This window comes from Massilia sp. Soil_C_3 (assembly GCF_057657035.1).
Map to the genome: position 1 here is coordinate 174,007 of NZ_JBDGJG010000003.1, position 25,496 is coordinate 199,502.

27 protein-coding genes and 1 tRNA gene are annotated in these 25,496 nt (G+C 65.6%); 20 read left to right on the forward strand and 8 right to left on the reverse strand.

Annotated features, from left to right (window positions below):
* Window positions 1-3: 3 nt before the first annotated feature.
* From AC3A6F_RS06495 to AC3A6F_RS06515, 5 genes are read left to right on the forward strand one after another with little or no spacing between them, the layout of a single operon-like run.
* Window positions 4-360 carry an STAS domain-containing protein gene (locus tag AC3A6F_RS06495; protein ID WP_027867697.1) on the forward strand — a complete coding sequence of 119 codons (357 nt, stop codon included), beginning with the start codon at window positions 4-6 and terminating at the stop codon, window positions 358-360.
* A complete protein-coding gene (locus tag AC3A6F_RS06500; RefSeq protein ID WP_487679134.1) occupies window positions 360-827 on the forward strand; it encodes an anti-sigma regulatory factor in 468 nt (155 codons plus the stop codon). The genes AC3A6F_RS06495 and AC3A6F_RS06500 overlap by 1 nt, the downstream gene beginning before the upstream one ends.
* On the forward strand, window positions 815-1,843 hold the full coding sequence (locus AC3A6F_RS06505; protein ID WP_487679135.1) for an ATP-binding protein: 1,029 nt from the start codon (window positions 815-817) through the stop codon (window positions 1,841-1,843). The genes AC3A6F_RS06500 and AC3A6F_RS06505 overlap by 13 nt, the downstream gene beginning before the upstream one ends.
* Window positions 1,840-3,216: an ATP-binding protein gene (locus AC3A6F_RS06510; RefSeq protein ID WP_487679136.1), complete on the forward strand. Its 1,377-nt coding sequence runs from the start codon at window positions 1,840-1,842 to the stop codon at window positions 3,214-3,216. The genes AC3A6F_RS06505 and AC3A6F_RS06510 overlap by 4 nt, the downstream gene beginning before the upstream one ends.
* The gene (locus AC3A6F_RS06515; RefSeq protein ID WP_487679137.1) at window positions 3,213-5,117 is read left to right on the forward strand and encodes a hybrid sensor histidine kinase/response regulator; all 1,905 of its coding nucleotides are present in this window, start codon (window positions 3,213-3,215) and stop codon (window positions 5,115-5,117) included. Before AC3A6F_RS06510 ends, AC3A6F_RS06515 begins: the two co-directional genes overlap by 4 nt.
* Before the next feature lie 185 nt (window positions 5,118-5,302).
* On the opposite strand, the gene modC is transcribed toward AC3A6F_RS06515, so the two are convergent.
* Genes modC through modA form a run of 3 tightly spaced genes read right to left on the reverse strand, consistent with a single transcriptional unit; the run spans window position 5,303 to window position 7,801 of the window.
* Complete coding sequence (gene modC / locus AC3A6F_RS06520; RefSeq protein ID WP_487679138.1) at window positions 5,303-6,379, reverse strand: molybdenum ABC transporter ATP-binding protein; 1,077 nt, start codon at window positions 6,377-6,379, stop codon at window positions 5,303-5,305.
* Entirely contained in the window at window positions 6,376-7,059 is a 684-nt protein-coding gene (gene modB / locus AC3A6F_RS06525; protein ID WP_123067852.1) for a molybdate ABC transporter permease subunit, read from the reverse strand. Before modB ends, modC begins: the two co-directional genes overlap by 4 nt.
* A gap of 1 nt (window position 7,060) precedes the next feature.
* Window positions 7,061-7,801, reverse strand: coding sequence for a molybdate ABC transporter substrate-binding protein (modA, locus tag AC3A6F_RS06530; protein ID WP_487679139.1), 741 nt, complete (start codon window positions 7,799-7,801; stop codon window positions 7,061-7,063).
* A gap of 98 nt (window positions 7,802-7,899) precedes the next feature.
* Here modA and AC3A6F_RS06535 point away from each other — a divergent pair, with 98 nt between their 5' ends.
* Window positions 7,900-8,712 carry a TOBE domain-containing protein gene (locus AC3A6F_RS06535; RefSeq protein ID WP_487679140.1) on the forward strand — a complete coding sequence of 271 codons (813 nt, stop codon included), beginning with the start codon at window positions 7,900-7,902 and terminating at the stop codon, window positions 8,710-8,712.
* Window positions 8,713-8,715: 3 nt separating this feature from the next.
* Here AC3A6F_RS06535 and AC3A6F_RS06540 read toward each other — a convergent pair whose 3' ends face one another.
* From AC3A6F_RS06540 to AC3A6F_RS06555, 4 genes are all read right to left on the reverse strand, one after another.
* Window positions 8,716-8,997: a PAAR domain-containing protein gene (locus tag AC3A6F_RS06540; protein ID WP_208277737.1), complete on the reverse strand. Its 282-nt coding sequence runs from the start codon at window positions 8,995-8,997 to the stop codon at window positions 8,716-8,718.
* Between the two features lie 84 nt (window positions 8,998-9,081).
* On the reverse strand, window positions 9,082-10,050 hold the full coding sequence (locus AC3A6F_RS06545; protein WP_487679141.1) for an IS1595 family transposase: 969 nt from the start codon (window positions 10,048-10,050) through the stop codon (window positions 9,082-9,084).
* A gap of 142 nt (window positions 10,051-10,192) precedes the next feature.
* Window positions 10,193-11,602, reverse strand: coding sequence for a M16 family metallopeptidase (locus tag AC3A6F_RS06550; RefSeq protein ID WP_487679142.1), 1,410 nt, complete (start codon window positions 11,600-11,602; stop codon window positions 10,193-10,195).
* A gap of 10 nt (window positions 11,603-11,612) precedes the next feature.
* Window positions 11,613-13,004 (reverse strand): M16 family metallopeptidase, encoded by a 1,392-nt coding sequence (locus tag AC3A6F_RS06555; RefSeq protein WP_487679143.1) that lies wholly within the window; start codon window positions 13,002-13,004, stop codon window positions 11,613-11,615.
* Window positions 13,005-13,289: 285 nt separating this feature from the next.
* On the opposite strand from AC3A6F_RS06555, the gene AC3A6F_RS06560 reads away from it, so the two are divergent.
* Together AC3A6F_RS06560 and AC3A6F_RS06565 are read left to right on the forward strand one after the other, a co-directional pair.
* Window positions 13,290-14,078, forward strand: coding sequence for a GIN domain-containing protein (locus AC3A6F_RS06560; RefSeq protein WP_487679144.1), 789 nt, complete (start codon window positions 13,290-13,292; stop codon window positions 14,076-14,078).
* Window positions 14,079-14,102: 24 nt separating this feature from the next.
* Window positions 14,103-14,726: a tetratricopeptide repeat protein gene (locus AC3A6F_RS06565; RefSeq protein ID WP_487679145.1), complete on the forward strand. Its 624-nt coding sequence runs from the start codon at window positions 14,103-14,105 to the stop codon at window positions 14,724-14,726.
* Between the two features lie 4 nt (window positions 14,727-14,730).
* On the opposite strand, the gene AC3A6F_RS06570 is transcribed toward AC3A6F_RS06565, so the two are convergent.
* Window positions 14,731-15,945, reverse strand: coding sequence for an SGNH/GDSL hydrolase family protein (locus tag AC3A6F_RS06570; RefSeq protein ID WP_487679146.1), 1,215 nt, complete (start codon window positions 15,943-15,945; stop codon window positions 14,731-14,733).
* Window positions 15,946-16,141: 196 nt separating this feature from the next.
* Between AC3A6F_RS06570 and AC3A6F_RS06575 the strand changes: the two genes are divergently transcribed.
* From AC3A6F_RS06575 to nuoF, 12 genes are all read left to right on the forward strand, one after another.
* Window positions 16,142-16,705 (forward strand): hypothetical protein, encoded by a 564-nt coding sequence (locus AC3A6F_RS06575; RefSeq protein WP_487679147.1) that lies wholly within the window; start codon window positions 16,142-16,144, stop codon window positions 16,703-16,705.
* 75 nt (window positions 16,706-16,780) lie between these two features.
* On the forward strand, window positions 16,781-17,731 hold the full coding sequence (locus AC3A6F_RS06580) for an MYG1 family protein (RefSeq protein ID WP_487679148.1): 951 nt from the start codon (window positions 16,781-16,783) through the stop codon (window positions 17,729-17,731).
* A gap of 262 nt (window positions 17,732-17,993) precedes the next feature.
* A complete protein-coding gene (locus tag AC3A6F_RS06585; protein WP_487679149.1) occupies window positions 17,994-18,980 on the forward strand; it encodes an NAD(P)H-quinone oxidoreductase in 987 nt (328 codons plus the stop codon).
* A 162-nt stretch (window positions 18,981-19,142) separates the two neighbouring features.
* Window positions 19,143-19,889, forward strand: coding sequence for a triose-phosphate isomerase (gene tpiA, locus AC3A6F_RS06590; RefSeq protein WP_487679150.1), 747 nt, complete (start codon window positions 19,143-19,145; stop codon window positions 19,887-19,889).
* 115 nt (window positions 19,890-20,004) lie between these two features.
* Window positions 20,005-20,448, forward strand: coding sequence for a preprotein translocase subunit SecG (gene secG, locus AC3A6F_RS06595; protein ID WP_487679151.1), 444 nt, complete (start codon window positions 20,005-20,007; stop codon window positions 20,446-20,448).
* A 298-nt stretch (window positions 20,449-20,746) separates the two neighbouring features.
* Window positions 20,747-20,831: transfer RNA gene (locus AC3A6F_RS06600), tRNA-Leu, on the forward strand.
* A gap of 171 nt (window positions 20,832-21,002) precedes the next feature.
* Window positions 21,003-21,362, forward strand: coding sequence for an NADH-quinone oxidoreductase subunit A (locus AC3A6F_RS06605; RefSeq protein WP_487679152.1), 360 nt, complete (start codon window positions 21,003-21,005; stop codon window positions 21,360-21,362).
* A 3-nt stretch (window positions 21,363-21,365) separates the two neighbouring features.
* On the forward strand, window positions 21,366-21,842 hold the full coding sequence (locus AC3A6F_RS06610) for a NuoB/complex I 20 kDa subunit family protein (RefSeq protein WP_005666428.1): 477 nt from the start codon (window positions 21,366-21,368) through the stop codon (window positions 21,840-21,842).
* A gap of 18 nt (window positions 21,843-21,860) precedes the next feature.
* On the forward strand, window positions 21,861-22,454 hold the full coding sequence (locus tag AC3A6F_RS06615) for an NADH-quinone oxidoreductase subunit C (protein WP_487679153.1): 594 nt from the start codon (window positions 21,861-21,863) through the stop codon (window positions 22,452-22,454).
* A complete protein-coding gene (locus AC3A6F_RS06620; protein WP_147933133.1) occupies window positions 22,454-23,707 on the forward strand; it encodes an NADH-quinone oxidoreductase subunit D in 1,254 nt (417 codons plus the stop codon). Before AC3A6F_RS06615 ends, AC3A6F_RS06620 begins: the two co-directional genes overlap by 1 nt.
* Before the next feature lie 18 nt (window positions 23,708-23,725).
* Window positions 23,726-24,202: an NADH-quinone oxidoreductase subunit NuoE gene (gene nuoE / locus AC3A6F_RS06625; protein WP_487679154.1), complete on the forward strand. Its 477-nt coding sequence runs from the start codon at window positions 23,726-23,728 to the stop codon at window positions 24,200-24,202.
* Window positions 24,199-25,494, forward strand: a complete 1,296-nt coding sequence (gene nuoF / locus AC3A6F_RS06630) for an NADH-quinone oxidoreductase subunit NuoF (protein WP_320475818.1) — start codon at window positions 24,199-24,201, stop codon at window positions 25,492-25,494. The genes nuoE and nuoF overlap by 4 nt, the downstream gene beginning before the upstream one ends.
* The last annotated feature ends 2 nt before the right edge of the window (window positions 25,495-25,496 follow it).

The following is a 25,496-nucleotide window of genomic DNA, read 5'->3' on the forward strand; positions in this document are numbered from 1 at the left end:
GCCATGGAACGCATCCCGATCCTGCGCATGGGCGACCTGCTCCTGGTGACGATCCAGGTCGATATGCACGACCGGCTCGCCATGCAGCTGCAGGATGACCTGACCGAGCGCATCGTGAGCGACGGCGCCAAGGGCGTCCTGATCGACATCTCGGCGCTCGACCTGGTCGACTCCTTCATCGGCCGCATGATCAGCAATACCGCCGCCATGGCGCGCGTGCTCGACGCGCGCACCGTGGTGGTGGGCATGCAGCCGGCGGTCGCGATCACGCTCGTCGAGCTGGGCCTGACCCTGCACGGCGTGAAGACCGCGCTGAATGTCGAGAAGGGCATGGCCCTGCTTGGAAAGAGCTATAAATAATGAGCGACGCGCAAACCGATGCGGTCCTGTTCGAAACGCACCTGCTGGATCATCGTCGCCAGCAGCGCACCGGGCGCGTGACCCTGCGCCTGCGCTCGGACGAGGATGTGGTGGGCCTGCGCAAGCAGGTGCGCGAGCGCGCGGTGGCGATCGCACTGTCGCTGGTCGACCAGACCAAGCTCGTGACCGCCGCCAGTGAACTGGCGCGCAACACGATCAAGTACGGCGGCGGCGGCGAAGTGCATCTCGATTCGCTCAATGACGGCATGCGCAAGGGCATCGGCCTGCTGTTCGTCGATGCCGGGCAAGGCATTCCCGACATCGACAGCGCCTTGCGGGATGGCTTCACCACCGGTGGCGGCCTGGGCCTGGGCCTGGGCGGCTCCAAGCGCCTGGTCGACGAGTTCGACATCGACAGCCGTCCGAAGGAGGGCACCGCGGTGCTGATCGTCAAATGGAAACGCTGATCAGTTCGCAGTCCCCGCAGTATGTCTTCGCCGTTTCCCACGCCAGCGACGTCGCCGCGGTGCGCCGCGCCGGGCAGAAGCTGGCCGACTCGCTGGGTTTCAACGAGACCCGCGCCGGCCAGCTGGCCCTGATCATCACCGAGGCGGCCACCAACATCCTCAAGCACGCCGGCGAGGGCGAGATCCACGTCGGTCCGGCGCAGTCCCCTAGCGGCATCGGCGTCGACGTGCTGGCCCTCGATAAAGGCCCGGGCATCGCCGACCTGGCCCGCAGCCTGGTCGACGGCGTCTCGACCGCGGGCACCGCCGGCACCGGCCTGGGGGCGCTGCACCGCCTGTCCGACGAATTCGACGTGTTTTCGACCCGCGGCGACGGCGCCGCCTTCTTCATGCGCCTGTGGCGCGACGTGCCCGGCCCGAGTCCTTGCGGGGTCGAGGTGGGTGCGCTGTGGACGCCGATCCGGGGCGAGGAAGCCTGCGGCGACGGCTGGGCGGTCGCCTGCGAGGCTTCCGGCGCGACGCTGCTCGCCGCCGATGGGCTGGGACACGGTCCGGACGCGGCGCGCGCCGCCAACGCCGCCATTGGCGCGCTCGAACGGCGCGGTCCGGTCGGGGCGAGCGAGATGATGCACCTGGCGCACGAAGCGTTGCGGCCGACGCGCGGCGCCGCGCTGGCGGCCGCGCGCATCGATTTCGACGCCGGCGAGCTGCGCTTCGCCGGCGTCGGCAATATCGGCGCGGTCGCGTTCGACGAGACGCGCCGCGCGCTGGTGTCGCACAATGGCATCGTCGGCCACAATATGCGCAAGGTGCAGGAGTTCACGGTGCCGTTCGGCCCAGGTGCGCTGTGCATCATGCATTCGGACGGCATCGAGACCCGCTGGGACCTGGACAAGTATCCGGGCCTGCAGGGCCGCAGCCCGGCCCTGATCGCGGCCGTCCTGATGCGCGACCACATCCGCGGCCGCGACGACGCCATGGTGCTGGTGGTGCGCCGCCTGGCGGGGACGGCATGAGTACAGTCCAGCGCATCCTGGGCGTCGGCCTGGACAGCGACCAGGACGTGGTGCTGGTGCGCCAGCGCGCGCGCCAGATCTCGGCGCTGCTGGGATTTTCGCAGCAGGACCAGGTGCGCATCGGCACCGCCGTCTCGGAAGTGGCGCGCGGCGCCAGTCTCCAGGGGCGCGGCGGCAGGGCACTGTTCCAGCTGGGCGAGAAGGATGGCCGCCAGCACCTTGAGGTGCTGCTCAGCGGCGGCGCGGGCAGTGGCCGTTCGGCCGCGACCGACGAGGTCGAGTCGCTGCGCGAACTGGCGATCGTCACCGCACACCGCCTGATGGATGCCTGCGAGGTCGATCCCGGCGAGGCCGGCGCGTCGACCGTCACGGTGCGCAAGATGCTGCCGCGTCACGAGCACGTGACGAACGCCAGGCTGGCCGAGATCGGCGCGCGCCTGGCCGACACCCCGGCATCGAACCCGGTGCACGAACTGCAGCTGCAGAACCAGGAATTGCTGTCGACCCTGGCCGAACTGCGCGAGCGCCAGGACGACCTGATGTCGCTGACGCGCGAACTGGAAGACACCAATCGCGGCATCGTGGCGTTGTACGCCGAGATCGAGGACAAGGCCGAGCGCCTGCGCCGCGCGGACGAAATGAAGTCGCGCTTTTTGTCCAACACCAGCCATGAATTGAGGACGCCCCTGTCGTCGATCCGCGCGCTGGCCCAACTGCTGCTGGACCGTATGGATGGCGACCTGACCGACGAGCAGGAACGGCAGGTGAAGTTCATCTCCACTGCGGCGGCCGACCTGTCGGAGCTGGTCAACGACCTGCTCGACCTGGCCAAGATCGAGGCCGGCCGGGTCGAGGTCCATGCCGAGCCGGTGGTGGTCGAAAACCTGTTCCGCGCGCTCAAGGGGATGCTGCGTCCCCTGGTGGACGAGGCACGGGTGGAGCTGATCTTCGAGCCGTCCGGTATCGAGGAGCCGTTTTACTCCGACGAAGGCAAGATCTCCCAGATCCTGCGCAACTTCATCTCGAACGCACTGAAATTCACCGAGCATGGATCGGTGCTGGTGTTCGCCGCGCACGACCCGGAAGCCGACACCATCGCTTTCGCGGTGGCCGACACCGGCATCGGCATCAGCCACGACAACCTGCAGCTGATCTTCGAAGAGTTCAGCCAGATCGAGCATCCGCTCCAGCGTCGCAGCAAGGGCACGGGCCTCGGCCTGCCGCTGTGCCGCAAGCTGGCCGACCTGCTTGGGGGACGGGTCGACGTATCGAGCACACCGGGCGTAGGATCGACGTTTACACTGACCCTGCCGCGCACCCTGCCCAACACTTCGCCGCAACCGCCCATGGATCCTGATGGAACCGCATCATGAATAGTCACCCGACCCAGATTCTCAACGTTGACGACAATGACGGGGCCCGCTACGCGAAGACCCGCATCCTGCAGAGCGCCGGCTTCGACGTCATCGAGGCCGCCAACGGCACCGATGCGCTCGACATGGTCAAGCGTTTGGCGCCGGCGCTGGTGCTGCTTGACGTCAAGCTGCCTGACATCAACGGCATCGAGGTGTGCCGCCGCATCAAGGCAGAATCGGACAGCAGCAGCGTGTTGGTGCTGCAGACCTCGGCCGCGCTGACTGGCCGCGCCGACAAGATCCGCGGCCTGGAGGGCGGCGCCGATAATTATCTGGCGGCGCCGATCGAGGCCGATGAACTGATCGCCAACGTCAACGCACTGCTGCGCATGCGCCGCATCCAGGTCGACCTGCGCGACAGCGAAGAACGCTTTCGCCAGCTGACCGACAATATCGACGACGTGTTCTGGATGTTCTCGGTGCCGGCACGCGCGCTGGTCTATGTCAGCCCGGCATATGCCCCTATCTGGGGCCGCAGCGCCGAGTCGCTGCGTGACGATCCAGGCGGCTGGCTCGAGGCCGTGCATGCCGACGACCGCGCGCGCATGACGGCGCGCTGGGAGCGCCTGGCGCAAGAACCCCATTACGACGACGAGTTCCGCATCCACGGCGCCGACGGCCAGCTGCACTGGGTGCGCGACCGCCTGTTCCCGGTGCGTAACTCGCGCGGCCAGGTATACCGCGTGGCGCGCATGAGCAGCGACATCACGGGGCGCAAGGAAATGGAGGCGCTGCTGCGCACCGCAGACAGCAACAAGAACCAGTTCCTGGCCACGCTGGCGCACGAGCTGCGCAATCCCCTGAGCCCGATCCGCAACGCGGCGGCCCTGCTGGGCGCCAGCGGCGAAGGTGCGGTCGAGCGCCAGGCGCGCGCGCGCGAGGTGATCACGCGCCAGGTCGACCACCTGGCCCATCTGGTGGACGACCTGCTGGACGTGGCGCGCATCTCGGAAGGCAAGATCGTGCTGCGCAACGAAGAAGTGAACCTCAAGAGCGTGATCGCGCAGGCGATCGAAACCGCCGGCCCGCTGATCGCTGCCCGCCAACATAGCCTGGACGTGCGCCAGCCGGAACAGGACCTGTGGGTGGTGGGCGACCCTGTGCGCCTGGCCCAGTCGGTCGGCAACCTGCTGCACAACGCGGCCAAGTTCACGTCGTCCGGCGGCGCCATCGTGCTGGGTATCGATGTCGCCGGCGAGGGCGAGCAGCTGCGCGTGCGCATCTCGGTGCGCGACAACGGGATCGGCATCGACGAGGACAACCTGCCGCGCATCTTCGGCATGTTCGCCCAGGCGGCGGTGCCGCCGGACCGCGCGCCGGAAGGGCTGGGCATCGGCCTGTCGCTGGTGTCGCACCTGGCCGAACTGCATGGCGGCCGGCTGGAAGCGGCCAGCCCGGGCATCGGCCAGGGCAGCACCTTCACGATCGAACTGCCGCTGCTGCGCGCCGCGTCCGGCGCGCCCGCGGCCGCGCCGCAGCAAGCCGCGGACGGCAACGAATCCGGCGGCATGCGCGTGCTGCTCGTGGACGACAACGTCGACGCCATGGAGATGATGGGCTTCCTGCTGGCCGAGATGGGCTATCAGCCAGTCACCACGGCCGACGCGGGTGAGATCGAGGCGCTGGCGCTGCGCCACAAGCCGCAGGTGATCGTGCTCGACATCGGCCTGCCGGGCATGGACGGCTACCAGGTCGCGCGCCGCATCAAGGGCAATCCCGACCTGGCGCACATCCGCCTGGTGGCGCACACCGGCTACGGCTCGCCCGAAGACCGGCGCCGCGCGCAGGAAGCGGGTTTCGACGCGCACCTGGTCAAGCCGGCCGAGTTGTCGGATCTGGAGGCGGCGCTGCGGGGCTGATCGACCCGTTGCGCGGGCGTTTGCCGCACACGTGCCTCCGTCGTTCCCGCCATCGCCGGGCGCCTTGGCGGGAACCCAAGTGCGCTCGCAACGACGCTGCGCGCGACTTATCGACTACGCAGATTGACTTAGGTTCCCGCCTCCGCGGGAACGACGTGGTGGTTCGATCGCACGTGGTGGTTCGATCACGCCAGCAAGGCCACCGCCTTCACCTGCGCCCACAGCGCGCATCCCGGCTCCACCGCGAGCTCGCGCCGCGAGCGCTCGGTGATGCGCGCCAGCAGGAAGGTTGCGCCGATCTTCAGGCGCACCAGCACCTGCCCCGGCGTCGCCGCCGGACCCACCGCATCGACGACGGCCGGCAGGATGTTGGTGATGCTGCTGCCGCGCGGGCGCTCGAGCGCCAGGCTGACGTCGCGCGCGTGGATGCGGCAGCGCACCCGGCTGCCAATGGCGGCATCGCGCCGGCCGACCAGCAGCACGCCGCCGGGAAACGCCAGGTGCGACAGGCCGTCGTCATCTTGTTCGGCGAGCATGGTCTCGATCATCACGCCGGCATCGTCCTCGAAGTTCGCCGCCAGGTCGAGCCGCGCCAGGGTATCGGCCAGAGGACCGCTGGCCAGCACGCGGCCCTGTTCCAGCACCACCAGATAGTCGGCCAGGCGCGCCACTTCATCGGCCGAGTGGCTGACGTAGACCACCGGCAGCGCGAGCTCGTCGTGCAGGCGTTCGAGATAGGGCAGGATCTCCTGCTTGCGCTTCATGTCGAGCGCGGCCAGCGGTTCGTCCATCAGCAGCAGGCGCGGCGAGGCGAGCAGGGTGCGCGCGATCGCGGCGCGCTGGCGTTCGCCGCCTGACAGCGTCGCCGGGCGCTGGTCCAACAGGTGGCCGATGCCGAGCAATTCGGTGACTGGCCCGATGTCGAAGCGGCGCGCGCCCGGCGGCAGGCGCTTGAGGCCGAACTCCAGGTTGGCGCGCACGTCGAGATGGTCGAACAGGCTCGCCTCCTGGAACACGTAGCCGATGCCGCGCCGGTGGGTCGGCACGTACACGCCGCGCGCATCGTCCTGCCAGGTTTCGTCGCCCACGGCGATGACGGCGCCCGGCGAGCGTTCCAGTCCGGCCAGGATGCGCAGCAGCGTGGTCTTGCCCGAGCCGGAATGGCCGAACAGGGCGCTCACGCCGTGGTCGGGCAGGTCGAGATCGGCGTCGAGGGCGAATGCGCCGCGATCGAGTCTTACCTTGATGCGTATGCCGCTCATCGGCGCGTCCCCCTGACCGATTGTGGATACAGCGTGTACAGCACCAGCAGGACCACGAACGAGAACACCAGCATGCCGCCGGCCAGCCAGTGCGCTTGCGCGTATTCCATCGCTTCCACGTGGTCGTAGATCTGGGTCGAAACCACGCGCGTCTTGTCGGGGATGTTCCCGCCGATCATGAGCACCACGCCGAACTCGCCGATGGTGTGGGCGAAGCCGAGGATGGCGCCGGTGACGAAGCCGGGCCGCGCCAGCGGCACCACCACCGACCAGAAGGTGTCCCAGGGACTGGCGCGCAGCGTGGCCGCCACTTCCAGCGGCCGCGTGCCGACCGCCTCGAAGGCGTTCTGCAGCGGCTGCACCACGAAGGGCAGCGAATAGAAGACCGAACCGATCACGAGACCCGTGAAGGTGAACGACAGCGTGCCCAGGCCCAGCGCCGTGGTCAGCTGGCCGAGCGGGCCGTTGGGCCCCATCGCCAGCAGCAGGTAGAAGCCGATCACGGTCGGCGGCAGCACCAGCGGCAGGGCCACCACCGCCCCGACCGCGTGCCGCAGCCTGGAGTGCGTGCGCGCCAGCCACCAGGCCAGCGGCGTGCCGAACACCAGCAAGAGCAGGGTGACGACCGTGGCCAGCCTGAGGGTCAGCCAGATCGCGGCGAAGTCGGACGAATCGAGCACCTCAGACTTCGTAGCCGAAGCTGCGGATCAGCGCTTTCGCCTTGTCGTTGCGCAGGTAGTGCAGCAGCGCCTGGGCCGCCGGGTTCTTCGCGCCCTTGGCCAGCAGTGCGGCGTCCTGGCGGATCGGTTCATGCATGGTGGCCGGGACGATCCAGCCCGAACCCGTGAACTTGCCGTCGCGCCAGACCTGGGCCTGGGCCACGAAGCCCAGTTCGGCGTTGCCGGTGCTGGCGAACTGCCAGGCCTGGGCGATGTTCTCGCCCTGGACGATGCGCGGCTGCACGGTCTCGTACAGGCCCAGCTTTTGCAGGGTGGCGACGGCGGCGGCGCCATACGGCGCGGTCTTCGGATTGGCGATCGCCAGGTGCTTGTAGCTACCGGTCTTGAGGACATTGCCGTTGGCATCAACGGCGCCATCCTTCGCCGACCACAGCACCAGGCGGCCTGTGGCATAGGTGAAGCGGCTGCCGGCCACGACGTGGCCTTCGGTTTCCAGTTTGGCGGGGGTTTCGTCGTCGGCCGCCAGCAGCACCTCGAACGGCGCGCCGTTGCGGATCTGGGCGTAGAACTTGCCGGTGGCGCCAGTGGCGACGACGGCCTTGTGGCCGGTGTCGCGCTGGAACTCGGCGGCCAGCTTTTCCATCGGCCCGGCGAAGTTGGCGGCGACCGCGACCTGCACCTCGCCGGCGTTTGCCGTCCCCATCATGGTCAGTACGGCGAGCAGGCTGGCAAGGCGTTTCATGTTTTCTCCATGTAATGTCGGCAACATCGTGGTAGCTTGCCGGTTGAGGCGCAGGCGCTGTATATTGAAGTATATAACGAAATTTCTCACGACAACAGATGAGCACGGAAGACAAGAGCATCGCCCTCGAGGGCAAGGTCTGGATGACGGTCGGCGGCGAGAACCTCGGCGGCGGCAACCGGGTCGAACTGCTGGCGGCGATCGGGCAACTCGGCTCCATCACCGGCGCCGCCAAGGCGGTCGGCCTGAGCTACAAGGCCGCCTGGGATGCGATCGACACGATGAACAATCTCGCAGGCGAGGCGCTGGTGGAGCGCGTCACCGGCGGCAAGGGCGGCGGCGGCACGCGGCTCACGGCGCGTGGCCAGCAGCTGGTGGACAATTTCAGGACGATCGAACAGGTGCACAATGATTTTCTCGAGCGACTCAACCGCCAGGCCGGCGACGTGGCCGACGACCTGGCGCTCTTCACGAGGTTCAAGATGAGGACCAGCGCACGCAACCAGTTCTTCGGCACGGTGGCCCGGGTGGCGCGCGGCGCCGTCAACGACGAAGTCGAGCTCGGGATCGCGGGCGGACAGACGATCGTCGCCATCGTCACGCGCGAGAGTGCCGAGAACCTCGGGCTGGCGCCAGGGCGGCAGGCCTTTGCGCTGATCAAGTCGTCGTCGGTGATCGTGATGACGGCCGGCGAGGGCGCGCGGCTGTCGGCGCGCAATCAACTGCAGGGCCAGGTCACGCGGCTGATGCGCGGCGCGGTCAATTCTGAAGTCGTGATCGAACTGGCGGGCGGCGGTAGCGTGGCGGCCACGATCACCAACGAGAGCGTGGATGCGCTCGAACTGGCCGAGGGCGTGGCGGCGACCGCGCTGTTCAAGGCGTCGAGCGTGATCCTGGGCGTGCCCGAGTAGGCCTTATTGGCCGCACAGATGCTGAATCGCGACCAGGCGCGGCGGCGGATCGCAGCGGCACAGGCACAGGTCGCCGTCGAGGGCATATTGCCGACCGTCATGGCGCGCCGGCAGGCGCGGACCGTCGAGGCCGATGATGCCTGTCGTTCCGCAGACGGGGCAGGACACCTGGTCGCCTTCGAGCGCGACCTTCACGCCATCGAGCGCCAGCAGCGAACTGGCTGACGTGACCGTGCCGCCGGCCGTCGTCGATGCGCCGAGCGTGATGTAGTAGCGCGTTGCCATGTCCACTCCTTGTCTGCAAGGATGCAGCATAAGGATGGACCGGGTAGCCGGTTTTGACAACTCATAAAAAAGGCGCTGTCATCGTTATCTGTTGATGACCCCGAATGCAAGACGCAGCAATTTCTCGACAGAAGTGACTCGGCCGCCATCGAGCGCCCAATGCCAGCCCAGATAGTTGGGAAGGCGGCGCGACGCCACACCATGGAAGCGCGCCAGCCATTCCTTGAAGCGCCGATGGTAGGCGTTCACGTTTTGCACATGGATGGCCCCTTCGGCGCCGTTGCGGACGCGTTCCCCGGCGCTGAGATTGACCGCCTGGTGCGCAATGCCATGGGCACGGGCGAAGGCGGGATAGGCAGCGTTGGCATCGGTGACCAGCAGCACCTGGGGATCGAGCTTCGGCAGCAAGTGCTTGACCAGCTGGGCCACCTTCAAGGCGCCGCGGCCGGTGACGGCGTCGATGGTTTGTCCGCTGCGGTCGCGCGCCACCAGGATGCAGTCGAGGTGATGCGAAATCCCGCGCAGGGCGGCCCGGCCGCCACGCTTGTGCGGCTTGCGATCGAGCTTGCGTGCCCCTTTCTGCGATTCGAACAGGAACATCTCGTCGGCCTCGACGATGCCAACCAGGCGCTCGGGTCGGTCGTCCTTGACCCGGTCGAGAAAGCGATGACGCCAGCGAAACGTGGTGTTGCGGTGCACACCGACACGCTTGGCTGCGGAGCGGACTGTGCGGGAATCGAGCACCGTGTCGAGATAATCGAGCCACTTGCCCTTGTGCCTGAGCCGCGCCAGCGGTGTGCCGGTCAGGTCGTTGAAGGTGCGGCCGCACGCGCAACAGCGAAAGCGTTGCAGGTCGTTAGCATGACCGTGACGGTGGCAACGCTCGCAGCCGCAATCGGGGCAGCAGCGCCCTTCTGACCGGATCTCGCCGATGAGCGCGACCACCCGGTCGAGCCCGGCTGCCGGATGCAGGGCGGCGAGTACCTGCTGACGCTGCGGCTGGTTCAGTAGCGGTAGTTGGGCAACCAGCTTCGCGAACTTCGGCGCTTTCATAGCGCGCTCCCGATCGATGGCGACCGGGATTAGACCGCAAATCAGCTCAGCAGTTCAATGCTCATCCATATTTAACGATGACAGCGCCATAAAAAAAGCCCCGCCAACGACGCGGGGCTTTCAGGTCAGCATCTACGCTGGCTCACTTGTCCGTCACCTTGAAGTCGCCATACGGCTTGAGCTGCTCCTCGAGCTTGGACGGATCGCCGACCACCACGATCGACTGGTTGTCGGGCGCAAAATACTTCTTCGCCACGGTGCGCACCTGCTCCGGCGTGACCTTCTGGATCTTCGGCACGTACTCGCCCAAAAATTCCGGCGGCAGGCCGACCAGCCAGTTGGCGGCGAGGGTATTGGCGACCGAACGCTGCAGCTGGTTGCTGAGCAGGTAGCCGCCCGCGACGTAGCGCTTGTTCATGTCCATTTCCCTGGCCGGCACCAGCTCCGAACCGAGGCGCTTGTATTCCTTGAAGTATTCTTCCAGCGAAGCGCCGGTGACTTCGTTGCGCACGTCGGCGCCGCCCACCATCATGCCGCCCGCGCGGCTCATGCGCGCGCCGGCCGAGGCGCCGTAGGTATAGCCTTTTTCTTCGCGCAGATTGGTGTTGATGCGGCTCGAGAAGCCGCCGCCCAGGATGGTGCTGGTCAGGCGCAGCGGGATCTGGTCCGCCGCGCTGGCCGCGATGCCGGGACTGCCCAGGCGCAAGGTCGACTGCACGCTGCCGTCGCGCTTGAGCAGGATGCGGGCAGGCTTCACGCCGGTAGTCGCTGCCGGAGTGTCGGGCAGGGCCGCGCCGCTGGCCTTCCAGTCGCCGAAGGCGGCCTTGGCAAGCTTCATCGCCTCGGCTTCGGTGATTCGGCCGGTGACCACCAGCAGCGCGCGGTCGGGACGGAAGCGCTTCGCATGTTCCGTGCGCAGCATCCCGGCGCTGACGGCATTGATCGACTCGATCGTCGGGTCGGTGCGGCCATATGGGTGGTCGGCATACACGGCCTTCTTGATCGCGCGCTCGGCGCGGAACCCCGGCTGGGTCTCGGACACGCGCAGCGACTGCAGCGCATTGGCCTTGGCCAGCGTCACTTCGTTCTCGGGGAAGGACGGCCGGCGCACGATCTCGGCCATCAGGTTCAGCATGCCGCTCGCCTGCGAGGCCAGGGCGTTGCCCGAGACGATGATGCCGTCGGCGGCCGGGCTGGCCGCCACTTCGCCGCCCATGCCCTGGGCCGCTTCGGCGATCGCGCGCGAATCGCGCTTGGCCGTGCCTTCGTTGAGCATGCCGGCCAGCATGGCGGCAAAGCCGCTCTGGCTCGGCGCGTCGGCCGCGAAGCCGGCGCCGTGCAGCGCCAGCACATAGTCCACGCGCGGCAGGCCCTCGCGTGGCACGACCCACACGGTCAGGCCGTTGGACAGCGTCTGTTTGGCGATCTTCGGCGCCGGGATCGATTTTTCCTGGCCATAGGCGGGCATGCCGGACGGCGTCTTGACGTCGGCGGCATGGGCCGCCGGCGCACATGCGAGCGAAACGGCGACTGCGAGCATCAGTTTGTTCACGATGCGCTCCTTATTTGGTGTTGGTGACGGCCGAGGCAGTCTTGGCCGCCTCGATCATGGCGGCCGGCTTGCGGTCGATGACGGTGCGGTTGGCCGGCACCAGGTAGGTCTTGACCGCGCGCTGGATGTCGTTCGAGGTCACGCCCTCGATCCAGCCCGGGATCTTGTTGACCACGTTGGCGTCGCCCCACAAGACCTGCAGCTTGGCCATCGTGTCGGCGCGGTTCACGAAGCTCTCCAGCTTGTTGTTCCAGTCGGCCAGCATGCGCGTCTTCACACGCTTGAGTGTCGCCTTGTCGACGCCGTCCTTCGCGATCCTGGCGATCTCTTCGTCCATCGCCTTGAGCACGGCATCGGCGCTGCTGTCCGGCTTGTACAGCGCGAATACGGTCATCAGGGTCGGGCCATTGTATTCCCACGGGCTGGTCAGGCCGAACATGGTGTCGACGTTGAGGGCGATCTCACGGCCCTTCACCAGCCCCTGGTAGAACAGCGAGGCGTCGCCGCCGCCCAGCAGCTCGGCCAGCACCGCGATCGGCGCCTGGTCGCGGCTGCCGCGTTCCGGCGCCTTCCAGGCCGCCGCGATGGCCGGCACCTGGGCCAGGGCGTCGCTTTGCTCCAGCCGTTTTTCGGCGGTATTGAGCGGCTCCGAGAAGTCGGTGCCCTTCGGCACCGGGCGCGCCGCGATGCCGCCGAAGTATTTCTGGGCCAGCGCGAAGCCCTGCTGCGGCGTGATGTCGCCGGCGATCGCCAGTACCGCATTATTGGGGCCGTAGTAGTCGCGGTGGAAGGCGCGCACGTCGTCCAGGCTGGCGTTTTCCAGGTCTTCGAAGCTGCCGTAGCCGTCGTGGTTGTTCTCCCATTTCTGGAAGGCGTGCTGGCTGATGTCGATCCACATGAAGCCGCCATAGGGCTGGTTCTTGACGTTGACGCGGATCTCTTCCTTGACCACGTCTTGCTGGTTCTTCAGCGTGGTGGGGTTAAAGTCGAGCGTCTTCATGCGGTCGGCTTCGAGCCACAGGATCGGCTCCAGGCTCGAGGCCGGGGCGGTCTCGATGTAGTTGGTGAAGTCGGGGCGGGTCGAGCCGTTGTTCCAGCCGCCGCCGGCGGTGATGGTGGTGTCGAATACGCCCTTCGGCGCGTTCGGCGTGCCCTGGAACATCAGGTGCTCGAACAGGTGGGCGAAACCGGTGCGGTTACGGGGCTCGAGGCGCATGCCGACGTGGTAGACCACCGAGACGCCGACGGTCGGCGAGCTGCGGTCTTCCGACACGATGACGGTCAGTCCGTTGTCGAGTTTCTTGGTATTGACCGGCAGGGTCCACTGGTCGCTCGGGGCCGCGAAGGCCGACATCGACAGGGTGAACCCGGCCATCAGGACAGGTAATGGGCGCATGCGCATGGGGACCTCATGATGAATGATGGAGCGATGGCGCCGGGGCGTCATCGGCGGCTCATCTTAGCGCAATGGCATGTTGATAAGCGGTCTTTTTATTGTGCCATCGCACGGGTTATGCCTGTCCATGCCGATGTCATGCAGACGGCATCCATCCCCGGCGTGTGCATTTCGGGTAGCGATTCGTGCAGTTCGTCGCATGGGCCATCGACCCGCCTGGCTTTCAGGCTATAGTTGCAACATGACAAGTCCTGGCGCAATGCCGGCGCAAGAATTTACTGGAGAGAATGGATGAACCACCTGATCAAGCTGGGCGCCGCACTTGCCGTGCCGTGCGCCTTGTTCTGTGCGGCGATCGGCGTCGCCGAGGCCGCGCCGGAGATGAGCACCGAGACCCGCCCGATCGATGCGCGGGTGGTGCGCGTCAAGCTTGAAGGGCTGGGCGACCTGAAGATCCGGCAGGGGGCGACCCCGGCCCTGGTGCTCACGGGCGACGCGCGCCTGTTGTCGCGGACCACGACCTCGCAGAAAGGCGATACCCTGAACATCGAGACCGAGGGCCGCAATTCCGGCTTCAGCTTCGGCCGTTCGTCTGGCCTGCAGGCCGAACTGGTGCTGCCGAATTTGCAGGCGGTGTCGTCGGAAAGCCTCGGTTCCACTACCGTGAGCGGCTTTGCCGGCGAAACGCTGAACATCAACCTCGATGGCGCCGGCTCGATGTATGTATCATCGTCGGACTACCGCACCATCAAGGCCAGCCTGGGCGGCGTGGGCAACCTCAAGATCCAGGGCGTGAACAGCGAGCACGTCGACCTGAGCCTGGGCGGCGCCGGCTACGTGACCCTGAGTGGGCGCAGCAAGAACCTCAGGGCCGAGCTGGGCGGATTGGGCGGGCTGGATGCGCAGGCCTGTGCGGTCGACTCGGTCACGCTGGACTTGTCGGGCCTGGGCAACGCCACCGTCAACGCCCAGCGCAGCGTCAACCTCGCGCTGTCGGGCATGGGATCGGTGACGGTGTTCGGCAAGCCGGCCAATCGCAAGGTCGCCCTCGATGGCCTGGGCAAGGTCAACTGGAAATAACGATCCAGATTCTGTGCACGAGACATGAAAAAAATACTCCTTGTGACGCTGCTTGCCGTCGGCCTGCAATTCGGCCTGCAGACGAGCGCCAGGGCCGGCTTTGCGGAGGGCGCGAGCGCCTACAACGCCCGCAACTATGCACTGGCACTGAAAGAAATCACTCCGCTGGCCAAGGCCGGCAATGCGGACGCCCAGCACCTGCTGGGCCTGATGTACTACATGGGCCGCGGCGTCACACGCGATTACAAGCAGGCCTTCGCCTGGCACCTGAAGGCGGCCGGGCAGGGCAAGGCCGACGCCCAGTACGTGGTAGGCGCCATGTATTACACCGGCAACGCCGTGCCGCAAGACCAGAAGCATGCGGTGAGCTGGTTCCGCAAGGCGGCCGAGCAGGGCAATCCCGACGCCCAGCACGCGCTCGGGCTGATGTACCGCTACAGCGTGGCCGGCGTGCCGCAGGATGCGGTGCTGGCCTATATGCTGTACAACCTGGCCGCGGCTGGCGGCCACCGCAACGCGGTCGAACAACGCGCCGCGATCGGCAAGAAGATGACGCCGGAACAGGTTGAGGAAGCGCAGGCCCTGTCGCGCACCTGGAAGGTGGGGACGGCCTTGCCGACGGCGTCGAAGACCGGCGCCAATCCGTAGGCGTTCAGCGGCGCGGCAGCGTCAGCGGCATCGCCTCGCCCAGCGCCTGGTAACCACGGTCGTTCGGGTGCAGGTGGTCGCCGCTGTCATAGGCCGGCAATAGCCGGCTGGGGCGCGCCGGATCGCGCAGCGCGCGGTCGGCGTCGAATACCGCGTCGTACTCTCCGCTGCTGCGGATCCAGGCGTTCACCGCCTGGCGCAGCGTTTCCTTTTCAATCGAGTACAGCGCCGCGCCTTCGAACGGCGCCAGCGTGCCGCCGATCACGGCGATGCGCGCGGCGCGGGCGCGCGCGATCAGCTGGCGATAGCCGGCCACCAAGTCGTCCAGCGTGACCGGATCGGCCGCCGAACTGTGGCCGATATCCTCGATGCCGATCATCAGCACCAGCTGGCGCACGCCGCCGGTGGCCAGCACGTCGCGTTCGAAGCGCGCCAGGGCGCTGTGTCCGGCCAGCGGCTTGGCCGGGTCGTCGCCGAGCAGGCGGTTGCCGCCAATCCCCCGGTTGATCACGCCAGGGCGCGCACCTGCATTGCGCCCGGTCTGCAGGCGCCGCGCCAGCACGTCGGTCCAGCGCCGGTTGGCGTCAATGGTGCTACGCGCGCCGTCGGTGAGCGCGTCGCCCAGCACGGCGATGGCGCTGTTCATGCCATCGACTTCCAGCGCCGTCAGGAAAGGCCAGGCGGTGATCGTGCGCTGCACCGGCAGGCTGGCGCTGGCGGTATGGTCGCCGCTCGGCGAGACATAGCCGGTCTGGCGTGCCTGGACGTGGACGGTGGCCGCCTGCACCGCGCCCGGCAGATACAGGCTGACGGCCACGTACGTGAGCGGCGGCAGGTTCAGTTCGACCGGATCGGACAGCGCCGGCGCCCCGGCCGGGATCGTCACGCCGGCGTGCCCGCCAAAGGTCAGGGCGCGGTCGGTGCCGGGCGCCAGGTCCGAACCTTGGGCGCGCAGGCCGATGCGCGCGGCGCCGATCCGCAGCGGCCTCGACCCCAGTTCGTTCGACAATCGGAAGCGCACGCGGTTGCCACCCACACTGGACTGGACGATCAGGCGCAGGGTCTGGTTATTGAATGCATACACGCTGGCGTCCGGCGGCGGTCCGGCCGGGGCCGCGCCCCAGCTCGCGGTCCAGTGGCTGGCGTCCCATGATTGGGCCGTTGCCGGCTGACAAGCCAGCGCGATGGTGGCGGCCAGGGCGGACAGGAAACGGTTCATGTGCAGCTCCTTGGACGCGCATGCGATAAGCATGAGCTCGTAATGACAATCTAGCGGCGATACAGGATGTGGAAAAGATGGCAAGCCGCCGGATCGTTGCGCGATATCGAAGCCCACGTTGATTGCGATTCCAATAAGAAAATTCTAGCCATCTAAAGTTTGCCGTAAGCGATCTGGCGAACTGAGCGGAGCGCCGATGGGGGCCAGCATGATGCTTGGATACATCGATGAGGAGATGACGATGGCGGATGTTGAATTGACGATGACGACCCAGGTGCCGGTGTCTACCCAGGAGGCCTGGGCCTGGTCGACCTCGCTCCAGAGCGTGCGCGCCGAGATGCGGCCTTTGCTGAAGCTCGTCTTTCCGAAAGGGATGACGGATATCGGCGCCAATACGATGCTCGGCAAGTCGCTGGGCCGGTGCCAGTTCCTGCTGTTCGGCTTGTTTCCAGTCGATATGTCGAAGTTGACATTTACCGAGATCGTGCCGGGCCACCGCTTCGTCGAGCAGTCGCAACTGCTCTCGATGCACGCCTGGCGGCACGAGCGCGTGATCACGCCGGCTGCCGACGGCCGCGGCGCCCTGATTACCGACCATCTCGCCTTCTCGCCCCGGTTCGCCACTCCCGTGGTGCGCGCCATGGTCAAGCTGCTGTTCGCGCACCGTCACAAGATGCTGGCGCGTGCGCTGGACGTGCAAAGCCAGGAAATTGCCCAAAACAGAGATGGAAGGGCGCGCCGGGACAGGTCCGCGTGGTAGGCTTCGGCTTCGACTCACGCGCGCGCGCCTGTCAATACAGTGGCTAAGGCGCGGCGACCATTTGGAGCATGTAGTATGTTGATTGCCACTCACGGCGGCAAATTCCACGCGGATGATGCGTGGGCGGTCGCCGTCCTGAAGGTGTTGTTCCCCGAGGCGGAGATCGTCCGCACCCGCGAACAGGCCAGGATCGATGCCGCCGACTTCGCGATCGACGTCGGCGGGGTCTGGGACCCGGCCACCGGCCGCTTCGACCACCACCAGAAGGAATTCGACGCCACCCGCGTGTCCGGCGTGCCGTATGCCAGCGCCGGCCTGGTCTGGCGCGACTATGGCGCGCGCTGCGTCGCCGCCCTGGCCGAGCGCCAGACCGGCGAGCGCCTGACGGACGACACGGCCCAGCAGATCGCCTACGCGATCGATGCCGACATCGTGCAATACCTCGACCTGTCGGACGTGGGCGTGGCCAAGAACGCGCCGGGCAGCTATGGCCTGTCGGCGGTGGTGTCGGGCTTTAATCCCGGCTGGCTCGACGAGCAGCGCCTGGGCTATGGCGAGGCGGTCGAAGTCTACCGCATGGGCCAGTTCATGCGCGCGGTCGAGTTCCTGACCGACATCATGGGCAACGCCGTGCGCTATCGCGTCGGCGCGATGCTGGCCGTGACCCAGGTGCGCCAGGCCGAGGTGCTCGAAGACGGCAAGCTGCTGTTCCTCAAGAATGCCGCGCTGCCCTGGAGCAGTGTGGTACGCAAGGAAATGCCGAAGATCCTGTTCGTCATCAGCCACAGCCTGACCGAGCAGCGCTACATGCTGCACACGGTGTCGGTCGACACCGAGAGCTTCGACGCCAGGGCCGACCTGCCCGAAGCCTGGGCCGGCCTGCGCGAAGCCGAGCTGGCGGCCGTTACCGGCGTCGAGGATGCCGTGTTCTGCCACACCGGCCGCTTCATCGCCGCCGCCCGCAGCTATGCCGGCGCCCTGACCATGGCGCGCCAGGCGCTGGCCGCGGTGGAGGCGGGCGCGTAACGCCCCGCGGCGCTTCATTTCACCCGTCGCACGTCGTTCCTGCCACTGGCAGCAACGACTTCCCGCGCAGGCGGGAACCCAAGGCCTCAGCGCTGCCGATACTTTTAAACGCAGCTTCAGCTCATGCAACCTTGGGTTCCCGCCTGCGCGGGAACGACGTGCGGGGGGCTAACTGTTATTGACACGCACGATCCACGCCCACACGCAGATCCGCCCCGACTCCCGTACAATTACGGTTTTGCTAACACGGGAGCAATCAACCATGCGCGCCATCGAAATCACCCAGCCGGGCAAGCCGGAAGTCCTGCAACTGTGCGAGCGCCCGACGCCGGTCCTGAAGGCCGGCGAAGTGCTCATCAAGGTCCACGCGGCCGGCATCAACCGGCCCGACGTGCTGCAGCGCCTGGGTAAATACCCGGTGCCGCCCGGCGCCTCCGACCTGCCGGGCCTGGAAGTGGCGGGCGAGATCGTCGGCGGCGATTTGCAAGGCAGTGACCTCAAAAAGGGCGACCTCGTGTGTGCGCTGGTGCAGGGCGGCGGCTATGCCGAATACTGCGCGGCGCCGCTCGAACAGTGCCTGCCGGTGCCGGAGGGTTTGAGCGCACTGGAAGCGGCCACCTTGCCGGAAACGTATTTCACCGTGTGGAGCAATGTGTTCGACCGCGCCCGCCTGTCCGAGGGCGAGAGCCTGCTGGTGCAGGGCGGCAGCTCGGGCATCGGCGTGACCGCGATCCAACTGGCCAAGGCCCTGGGCCACCGCGTGTTCGCCACCGCCGGCAGTGCCGACAAATGCCGCGCCGTCGAGGCGTTGGGCGCCGAACGCGGCATCAATTACCGCGACGAGGATTTCGTCGCCGTGATCAAGGAACTCACGAACGGCAAAGGTGTCGACGTTATCCTGGACATGGTTGCGGGCGATTACGTGGCGCGCGAGATCGATTGCCTGGCCGACGACGGCCGCCTGGTCGTGATCGCGCTGCTGGGCGGCGCGCGCGCCAATGTCGACATGGGGCAGGTGCTGCGGCGCCGCCTGCACATCACCGGCTCGACCCTGCGGCCGCGTCCGGTGGAATTCAAGGCGGCGATCGCGCAACAGTTGCGCGAACATGCATGGCCGCTGTTCGCCCAGGGCAAGATCAAGCCGGTGATCCACCAGGTCTTCCCGCTGGAGCAGGCAGCCCAGGCGCATGCGCTGATGGAATCGAGCACCCACGTCGGCAAGATCGTGCTGCAGGTGCAGCCGGGCTGAAGGTGATGAAAAGGAGCGTGCTTGGGCCGGGCCAGGACGGCCTTGCGGGCACGCATTGGCGGCGGTTTCCAGGCAAAAAATCAACGAGCTGAGCAGCTCAGCCTGTGTTTGACCGCCATATGATCGACCGCTAGAATAGCGGGTTATTTGACATGGGGTAGTATGCGTCCCAAACTCGTCGTAGGTAACTGGAAGATGAACGGCAGCCGTGCAGCCAATGCACAGTTGCTGCAAGGTATTCTCGCTGGATTGACCGAGGCAGGCGCCGCGAGCGCCGTCTGCGTCCCCGCTCCCTACCTCTTTCAGTGTGAACAACTTCTCGCAGGCAGTGCGATGGCCTGGGGCGCGCAAGACGTCGCGACCGAGCCGTGCGGCGCCTTCACCGGCGAAGTCTGTTCCTCGATGCTGCAGGATTTCGGCTGTCGTTACGTGATCGTCGGCCATTCCGAGCGCCGCGCCTACCATGGCGAATCGAATGCGCTGGTGGCCGCCAAGGCCAAGGCGGCGCTGGATGCCGGCCTGACCCCGATCGTGTGCGTCGGCGAAACGCTGGACCAGCGCGAGGCGGGCGCCACGCAGGACGTGGTCGGCGCCCAGCTGGATGCGGTGCTCGAAGTGGTGGGCGCCGATGCCGTGCCGAAGCTGGTGCTGGCCTACGAGCCGGTATGGGCGATCGGCACCGGCAAGACGGCGACGCCGGCGATGGCCCAGGAAGTGCACGCCTTCTTGCGCGAAAAACTGCGCAACTGCAACGCCGAGGCGGCGGAGGGCGTACAAATCCTTTACGGCGGCAGCATGAAGCCGGAGAATGCAGGCGCTCTGATGGCGCAGCCGGATATCGATGGTGGCCTGATCGGCGGAGCTGCGTTAAAGTCGAGTGATTTTCTCGGGATTATTCGCGCCGCGTAGGCCGGGCCGCGTAAGCGGGCAGCATAAGATTTGGCCTCAAGCATCACGAATTTTCGAATCTTTTGAAAATATAAGAAATTTAAAAACGTTGTTTTAAACTTGGAATGGAATTGCAATGATCTGGTTCAATTTGATTATCGTCGTGCAGGTTATTTCTGCCCTGAGCATTATCGGTCTGGTGCTCATGCAGCACGGCAAGGGCGCCGACATGGGCGCCGCCTTCGGTTCGGGCGCGTCGGGCAGCCTGTTCGGCGCCTCTGGTTCGTCGAACTTCCTGTCGAAGTCGACTGCCGTCGCAGCCGCGATCTTCTTCGGTTCGACCCTGGCGCTGGCCTATATCGGCAACAGCGGCAGCGGCGGCGAGAGCGGCGGCGGCGTCATGGGTCGTGTGACCGTGCCGTCGAGCCAGGCGCCAGCTACGGGCATCCCCGGTGGCGCACCGGCCCAGACCGCACCGGCCGACGTGCCGACGCTGCCGGCCAACAACGCCGCACCGGCCGCAGCCATTCCAGCGACCCCGGCGCCAGCCACGCCAGCGCCGGCCGCTCCAGCCAAGTAATGGGGTAGGGCGCGGCAACCGCGCCACACTTGTTGTTCATAAACGCGCCGTTCTACGGCGCGTTTGTGTTTTTAGGCGTAGAATGCTGCGGCGCGTGGCTAAAGTATCAAGCCACGTGGTACGCGACCCTGGAATATTGACGTGTACCGTGTTTAGCAGTGCGGTCTGTTTGGCGTAAATAATTGATGAGCCATCGATTATTCGGCGACATGATTCAAAGAATTCGCAAATATCCTTGTGATTGCGCAATTTGAGCATTGATAAGTAATGCTAAGGCAGGGTAAAATACTGGTCTCCAGCCGACGTGGTGAAATTGGTAGACACGCTATCTTGAGGGGGTAGTGGCGCAAGCTGTGCGAGTTCGAGTCTCGCCGTCGGCACCAAAATTTAGAAAGAAAGCCAGCAAGGGCGCACGAGTTTTTCCTCATGCCTGCGCTGGCTTTTTTACGAGGATCGTCGTCCGGTCCTGGTGGCAGGCTTGAAGCCAGGTTCGCACGATTCGGTGCTGCATCCCCGCAGCATTTCATTAACCGATCGTTCAGGAAGCTTCAGCTGTGAACCTCGAAAATTATCTCCCCGTTCTTCTCTTTATCCTGGTTGGCATCGGTGTCGGTGTTGCCCCGCAGGTGCTCGGCCGCCTGCTGGGGCCCCACAAGCCCGACGCTGCCAAGCTGTCCCCGTATGAATGCGGCTTCGAAGCGTTCGAAGACGCACGCATGAAGTTCGACGTCAGGTACTACCTGGTCGCGATCTTGTTCATTTTGTTTGATCTGGAAACGGCATTCTTCTTCCCATGGGGCGTCTCGATGCGCGAGCTGGGTTGGACCGGTTTCATCACGATGATGGTGTTCATCGCCGAGTTCGTGGTCGGTTTCTGGTACATCTGGAAGAAAGGTGCCCTTGATTGGGAATAAGCCATGGCAATTGAAGGCGTATTAAACGAAGGTTTCATCACCACCACAGCCGACAAGCTGATCAACTGGGCGCGTACGGGGTCGATGTTCCCGATGACGTTCGGTCTGGCCTGCTGCGCGGTCGAGATGATGCACGTGGGCGCGGCCCGCTACGACATGGACCGCTTCGGTATCGTGTTCCGTCCATCGCCACGTCAGTCCGACGTGATGATCGTCGCCGGCACCCTGTGCAACAAGATGGCGCCGGCGCTGCGCAAGGTCTACGACCAGATGGCCGAACCGCGCTGGGTGATCTCGATGGGTTCCTGCGCCAACGGCGGCGGCTACTACCACTACTCGTATTCGGTGGTGCGGGGCTGCGATCGCATCGTCCCGGTCGATGTGTACGTGCCAGGCTGCCCGCCGACTGCCGAAGCGCTGCTCTACGGCATCATGCAGCTCCAGAACAAGATCAAGCGCACCAATACCATCGCGCGCTAAAAACGGACGGCGTACTCCATGACGACAAAACTCGAGACCCTTGAACTCGCCCTGAAAAATGCATTGGGCGAGGGCGTTGCCATTTCGGCGGCGCTGGGCGAAGTGACCGTGGTGGTCAAGGCGGCTGATTACATCAAGGCCATGACCACGCTGCGCGACGACCCGACCCTGGCATTCGAACAGATGATCGACCTGTGCGGCGTCGACTACTCGACCTATGGCGAAGGCACCTATGAAGGTCCGCGCTTTGCGGTCGTGGTGCACCTGCTCTCGCTGGCGAAGAACTGGCGCGTCCGCGTGCGCGTGTTCTGCCCGGACGACGACATGCCGCTGGTCGAATCGATCACCGGTATCTGGCGCGCCGCCAACTGGTTCGAGCGCGAAGCGTTCGACATGTTCGGCATCCTGTTCGACGGCCACGGCGACCTGCGCCGCATCCTGACCGACTACGGCTTCATCGGCCACCCGTTCCGCAAGGACTTCCCGATCTCGGGCTATGTCGAAATGCGCTACGACCCGGAACAGAAACGCGTGATCTACCAACCCGTCACGATCGAGCCGCGCGAGAACATCCCGCGCGTGATTCGCGAAGAGACCTACGGGACGAAATAATGGCTGAGCTTAAGAACTACACCCTGAACTTTGGTCCGCAGCACCCGGCGGCGCACGGCGTGCTGCGCCTGGTGCTCGAACTCGACGGCGAGGTGATCCAGCGCGCCGACCCGCACATCGGCCTGCTGCACCGCGGAACCGAGAAGCTGGCGGAAACCCGCACCTATCTGCAGTCGGTTCCGTACATGGACCGCCTCGACTACGTGTCGATGATGTGCAACGAACACGGCTATGTGCTGGCGATCGAAAAGCTGCTCGGCATCGAAGCGCCGATCCGCGCCCAGTACATCCGCACCATGTTCGACGAAGTCACCCGCATCCTGAATCACCTGATGTGGCTCGGCGCGCACGCGCTGGACATCGGCGCCATGGGCCCGTTCCTGTACTGCTTCCGCGACCGTGAAGACCTGTTCGACGTGTATGAAGCGGTGTCGGGCGCGCGCATGCACGCGGCCTACTACCGTCCGGGCGGCGTGTACCGCGACCTGCCGGACACCATGCCGCAGCACAAGCAATCGCCGATCCGCAGCGCCAAGGCGATCGCCGACCTGAACGAACACCGCCAGGGTTCGGTCATCGACTTCCTGGACGCGTTCACCAAGCGTTTCGACGGCTATGTCGACGAGTACGAGACCCTGCTGACCGATAACCGTATCTGGAAGCAGCGGACCGTCGGCATCGGCGTCGTGTCGCCGGAAGACGCGAAAGCCATGGGCTTCACCGGCGCCATGCTGCGCGGCTCGGGCATCGCCTGGGATCTGCGCAAGCACCAGCCCTACGCGGCCTACGACAAGGTCGAGTTCGACATCCCGGTCGGCACCAATGGCGACTCCTACGACCGCTACCTGGTGCGCGTGGAAGAAATGCGCCAGTCGAACCGCATCATCAAGCAGTGCCTGACCTGGCTGCGCGCCAATCCAGGCCCGGTGATGATCGACAATAACAAGATTGCGCCGCCGAACCGGATGGACATGAAGTCCAATATGGAATCGCTGATCCACCACTTCAAGCTGTTCACCGAAGGCTTCCACGTCCCAGAGGGCGAGGCGTATGCCGCGGTCGAGCACCCGAAGGGCGAGTTCGGCATCTATATCGTCTCCGACGGCGCCAACAAGCCATACCGCCTGAAAATCCGCACTCCGGACTACGTCCACCTGCAGAGCCTCGACGAGATGGCACGCGGCCACATGATCGCTGACGCGGTGGCCATCATCGGTACCCAGGACATCGTGTTCGGCAGTATCGACCGATAAGGGAAGGGCAGAGAGAAAATGTTATCGCAGCAGTGCTACCAAAAAATCGATCGCGAGCTGGCCAAGTACCCAGCCGATCAACGCCAGTCGGCCGTGATGGCTTCGCTGGCCCATGCCCAGGTCGAACTGGGCTGGTTGTCGCCTGAAACCATGCAAGAGATTGCCGACTACATCGGCATGCCGGCCATCGCCGTGCAGGAAGTGGCGACTTTCTACAATATGTTCAACATCAAGCCGGTCGGCCAGCACAAGATCACCGTGTGCACAAACCTGCCATGCGCCCTGTCGGGCGGCGAACACGCGGCCCAGCGCATCAAGGACGCGCTCGGCATCGACTTCCGCGACACCACCGCCGACGGCAAGTTCACGCTGATGGAAGGCGAGTGCATGGGCGCCTGCGGCGACGCACCGGTCATGCTGGTGAACAATCACCGCATGTGTTCGTTCATGAGCGACGCCAAGATCGACGCCCTGCTTGAGGAACTGAACAAATGACCAGCCTGCACGATCGTCACATCAAACCGCTGATCCTCGCCAACCTGAACGGCGAAAACTGGCACCTGGCCGACTACGTCAATCGTGGCGGCTATTCGGCGCTGCGCCGCATCATCGAAGAAAAGATCACGCCGGAACAGATCATCGCCGACATGAAGGCTTCGGGCCTGCGTGGCCGCGGCGGTGCGGGCTTCCCGACTGGCCTCAAGTGGAGCTTCATGCCGCGCCAGTTCCCGGGCCAGAAATACCTCGTCTGCAATACCGACGAAGGCGAGCCGGGCACGTTCAAGGATCGCGACATCATCCGCTACAACCCGCATGCGCTGATCGAAGGCATGGCCATCGGCGCCTACGCGATGGGCATCACCGTGGGTTACAACTACATCCACGGCGAGATCTTCGAAGACTACCTGCGTTTCGAAGAAGCCCTGGAAGAAGCGCGCGCGGCGGGCTTTTTGGGCAATAACATCCTGGGTTCGGAGTTCAGCTTCCAGCTGCACGCCCACCACGGCTACGGCGCCTACATCTGCGGCGAAGAAACCGCGCTGCTCGAGTCGCTCGAAGGCAAGAAGGGCCAGCCGCGCTTCAAGCCGCCGTTCCCGGCCTCGTTCGGCCTGTACGGCAAGCCGACCACGATCAACAACACCGAGACTTTCGCGGCCGTCCCGTTCATCCTGAACATCGGCGCCGAGAACTACATGGCGTTGGGCAAGCCGAACAACGGCGGCACCAAGATCTTCTCGATCTCGGGCGACGTCGAGCGTCCAGGCAACTACGAAGTCCCGCTGGGCACGCCGTTCGCGACCCTGATGGAACTGGCTGGCGGCATGCGCGGCGGCAAGAAGATCAAGGCCGTCATTCCTGGCGGTTCGTCGGCGCCTGTCGTGCCTGGCGACCTGATGATGCAGACCGACCTCGACTACGATTCGATCGCGAAAGCCGGTTCGATGCTGGGCTCGGGCGCCGTCATCGTCATGGACGAGACCCGCTGCATGGTCAAGTCGCTGCTGCGCCTGTCGTACTTCTATTACGAAGAATCGTGCGGCCAGTGCACCCCGTGCCGTGAAGGCACCGGCTGGATGTACCGCATGGTCCATCGCATCGAGCATGGCCAGGGCCGTCCGGAAGACATGGATCTGCTGAACAACATCGCCGACAACATCAAGGGCCGCACCATCTGCGCGCTCGGCGATGCGGCCGCGATGCCAGTCCAGGCGATGATCAAGCACTTCCGCCAGGAATTTGAATATCACATCGAGCACAAGCACTGCCTCGTGCCCGCATACCTTTAAAC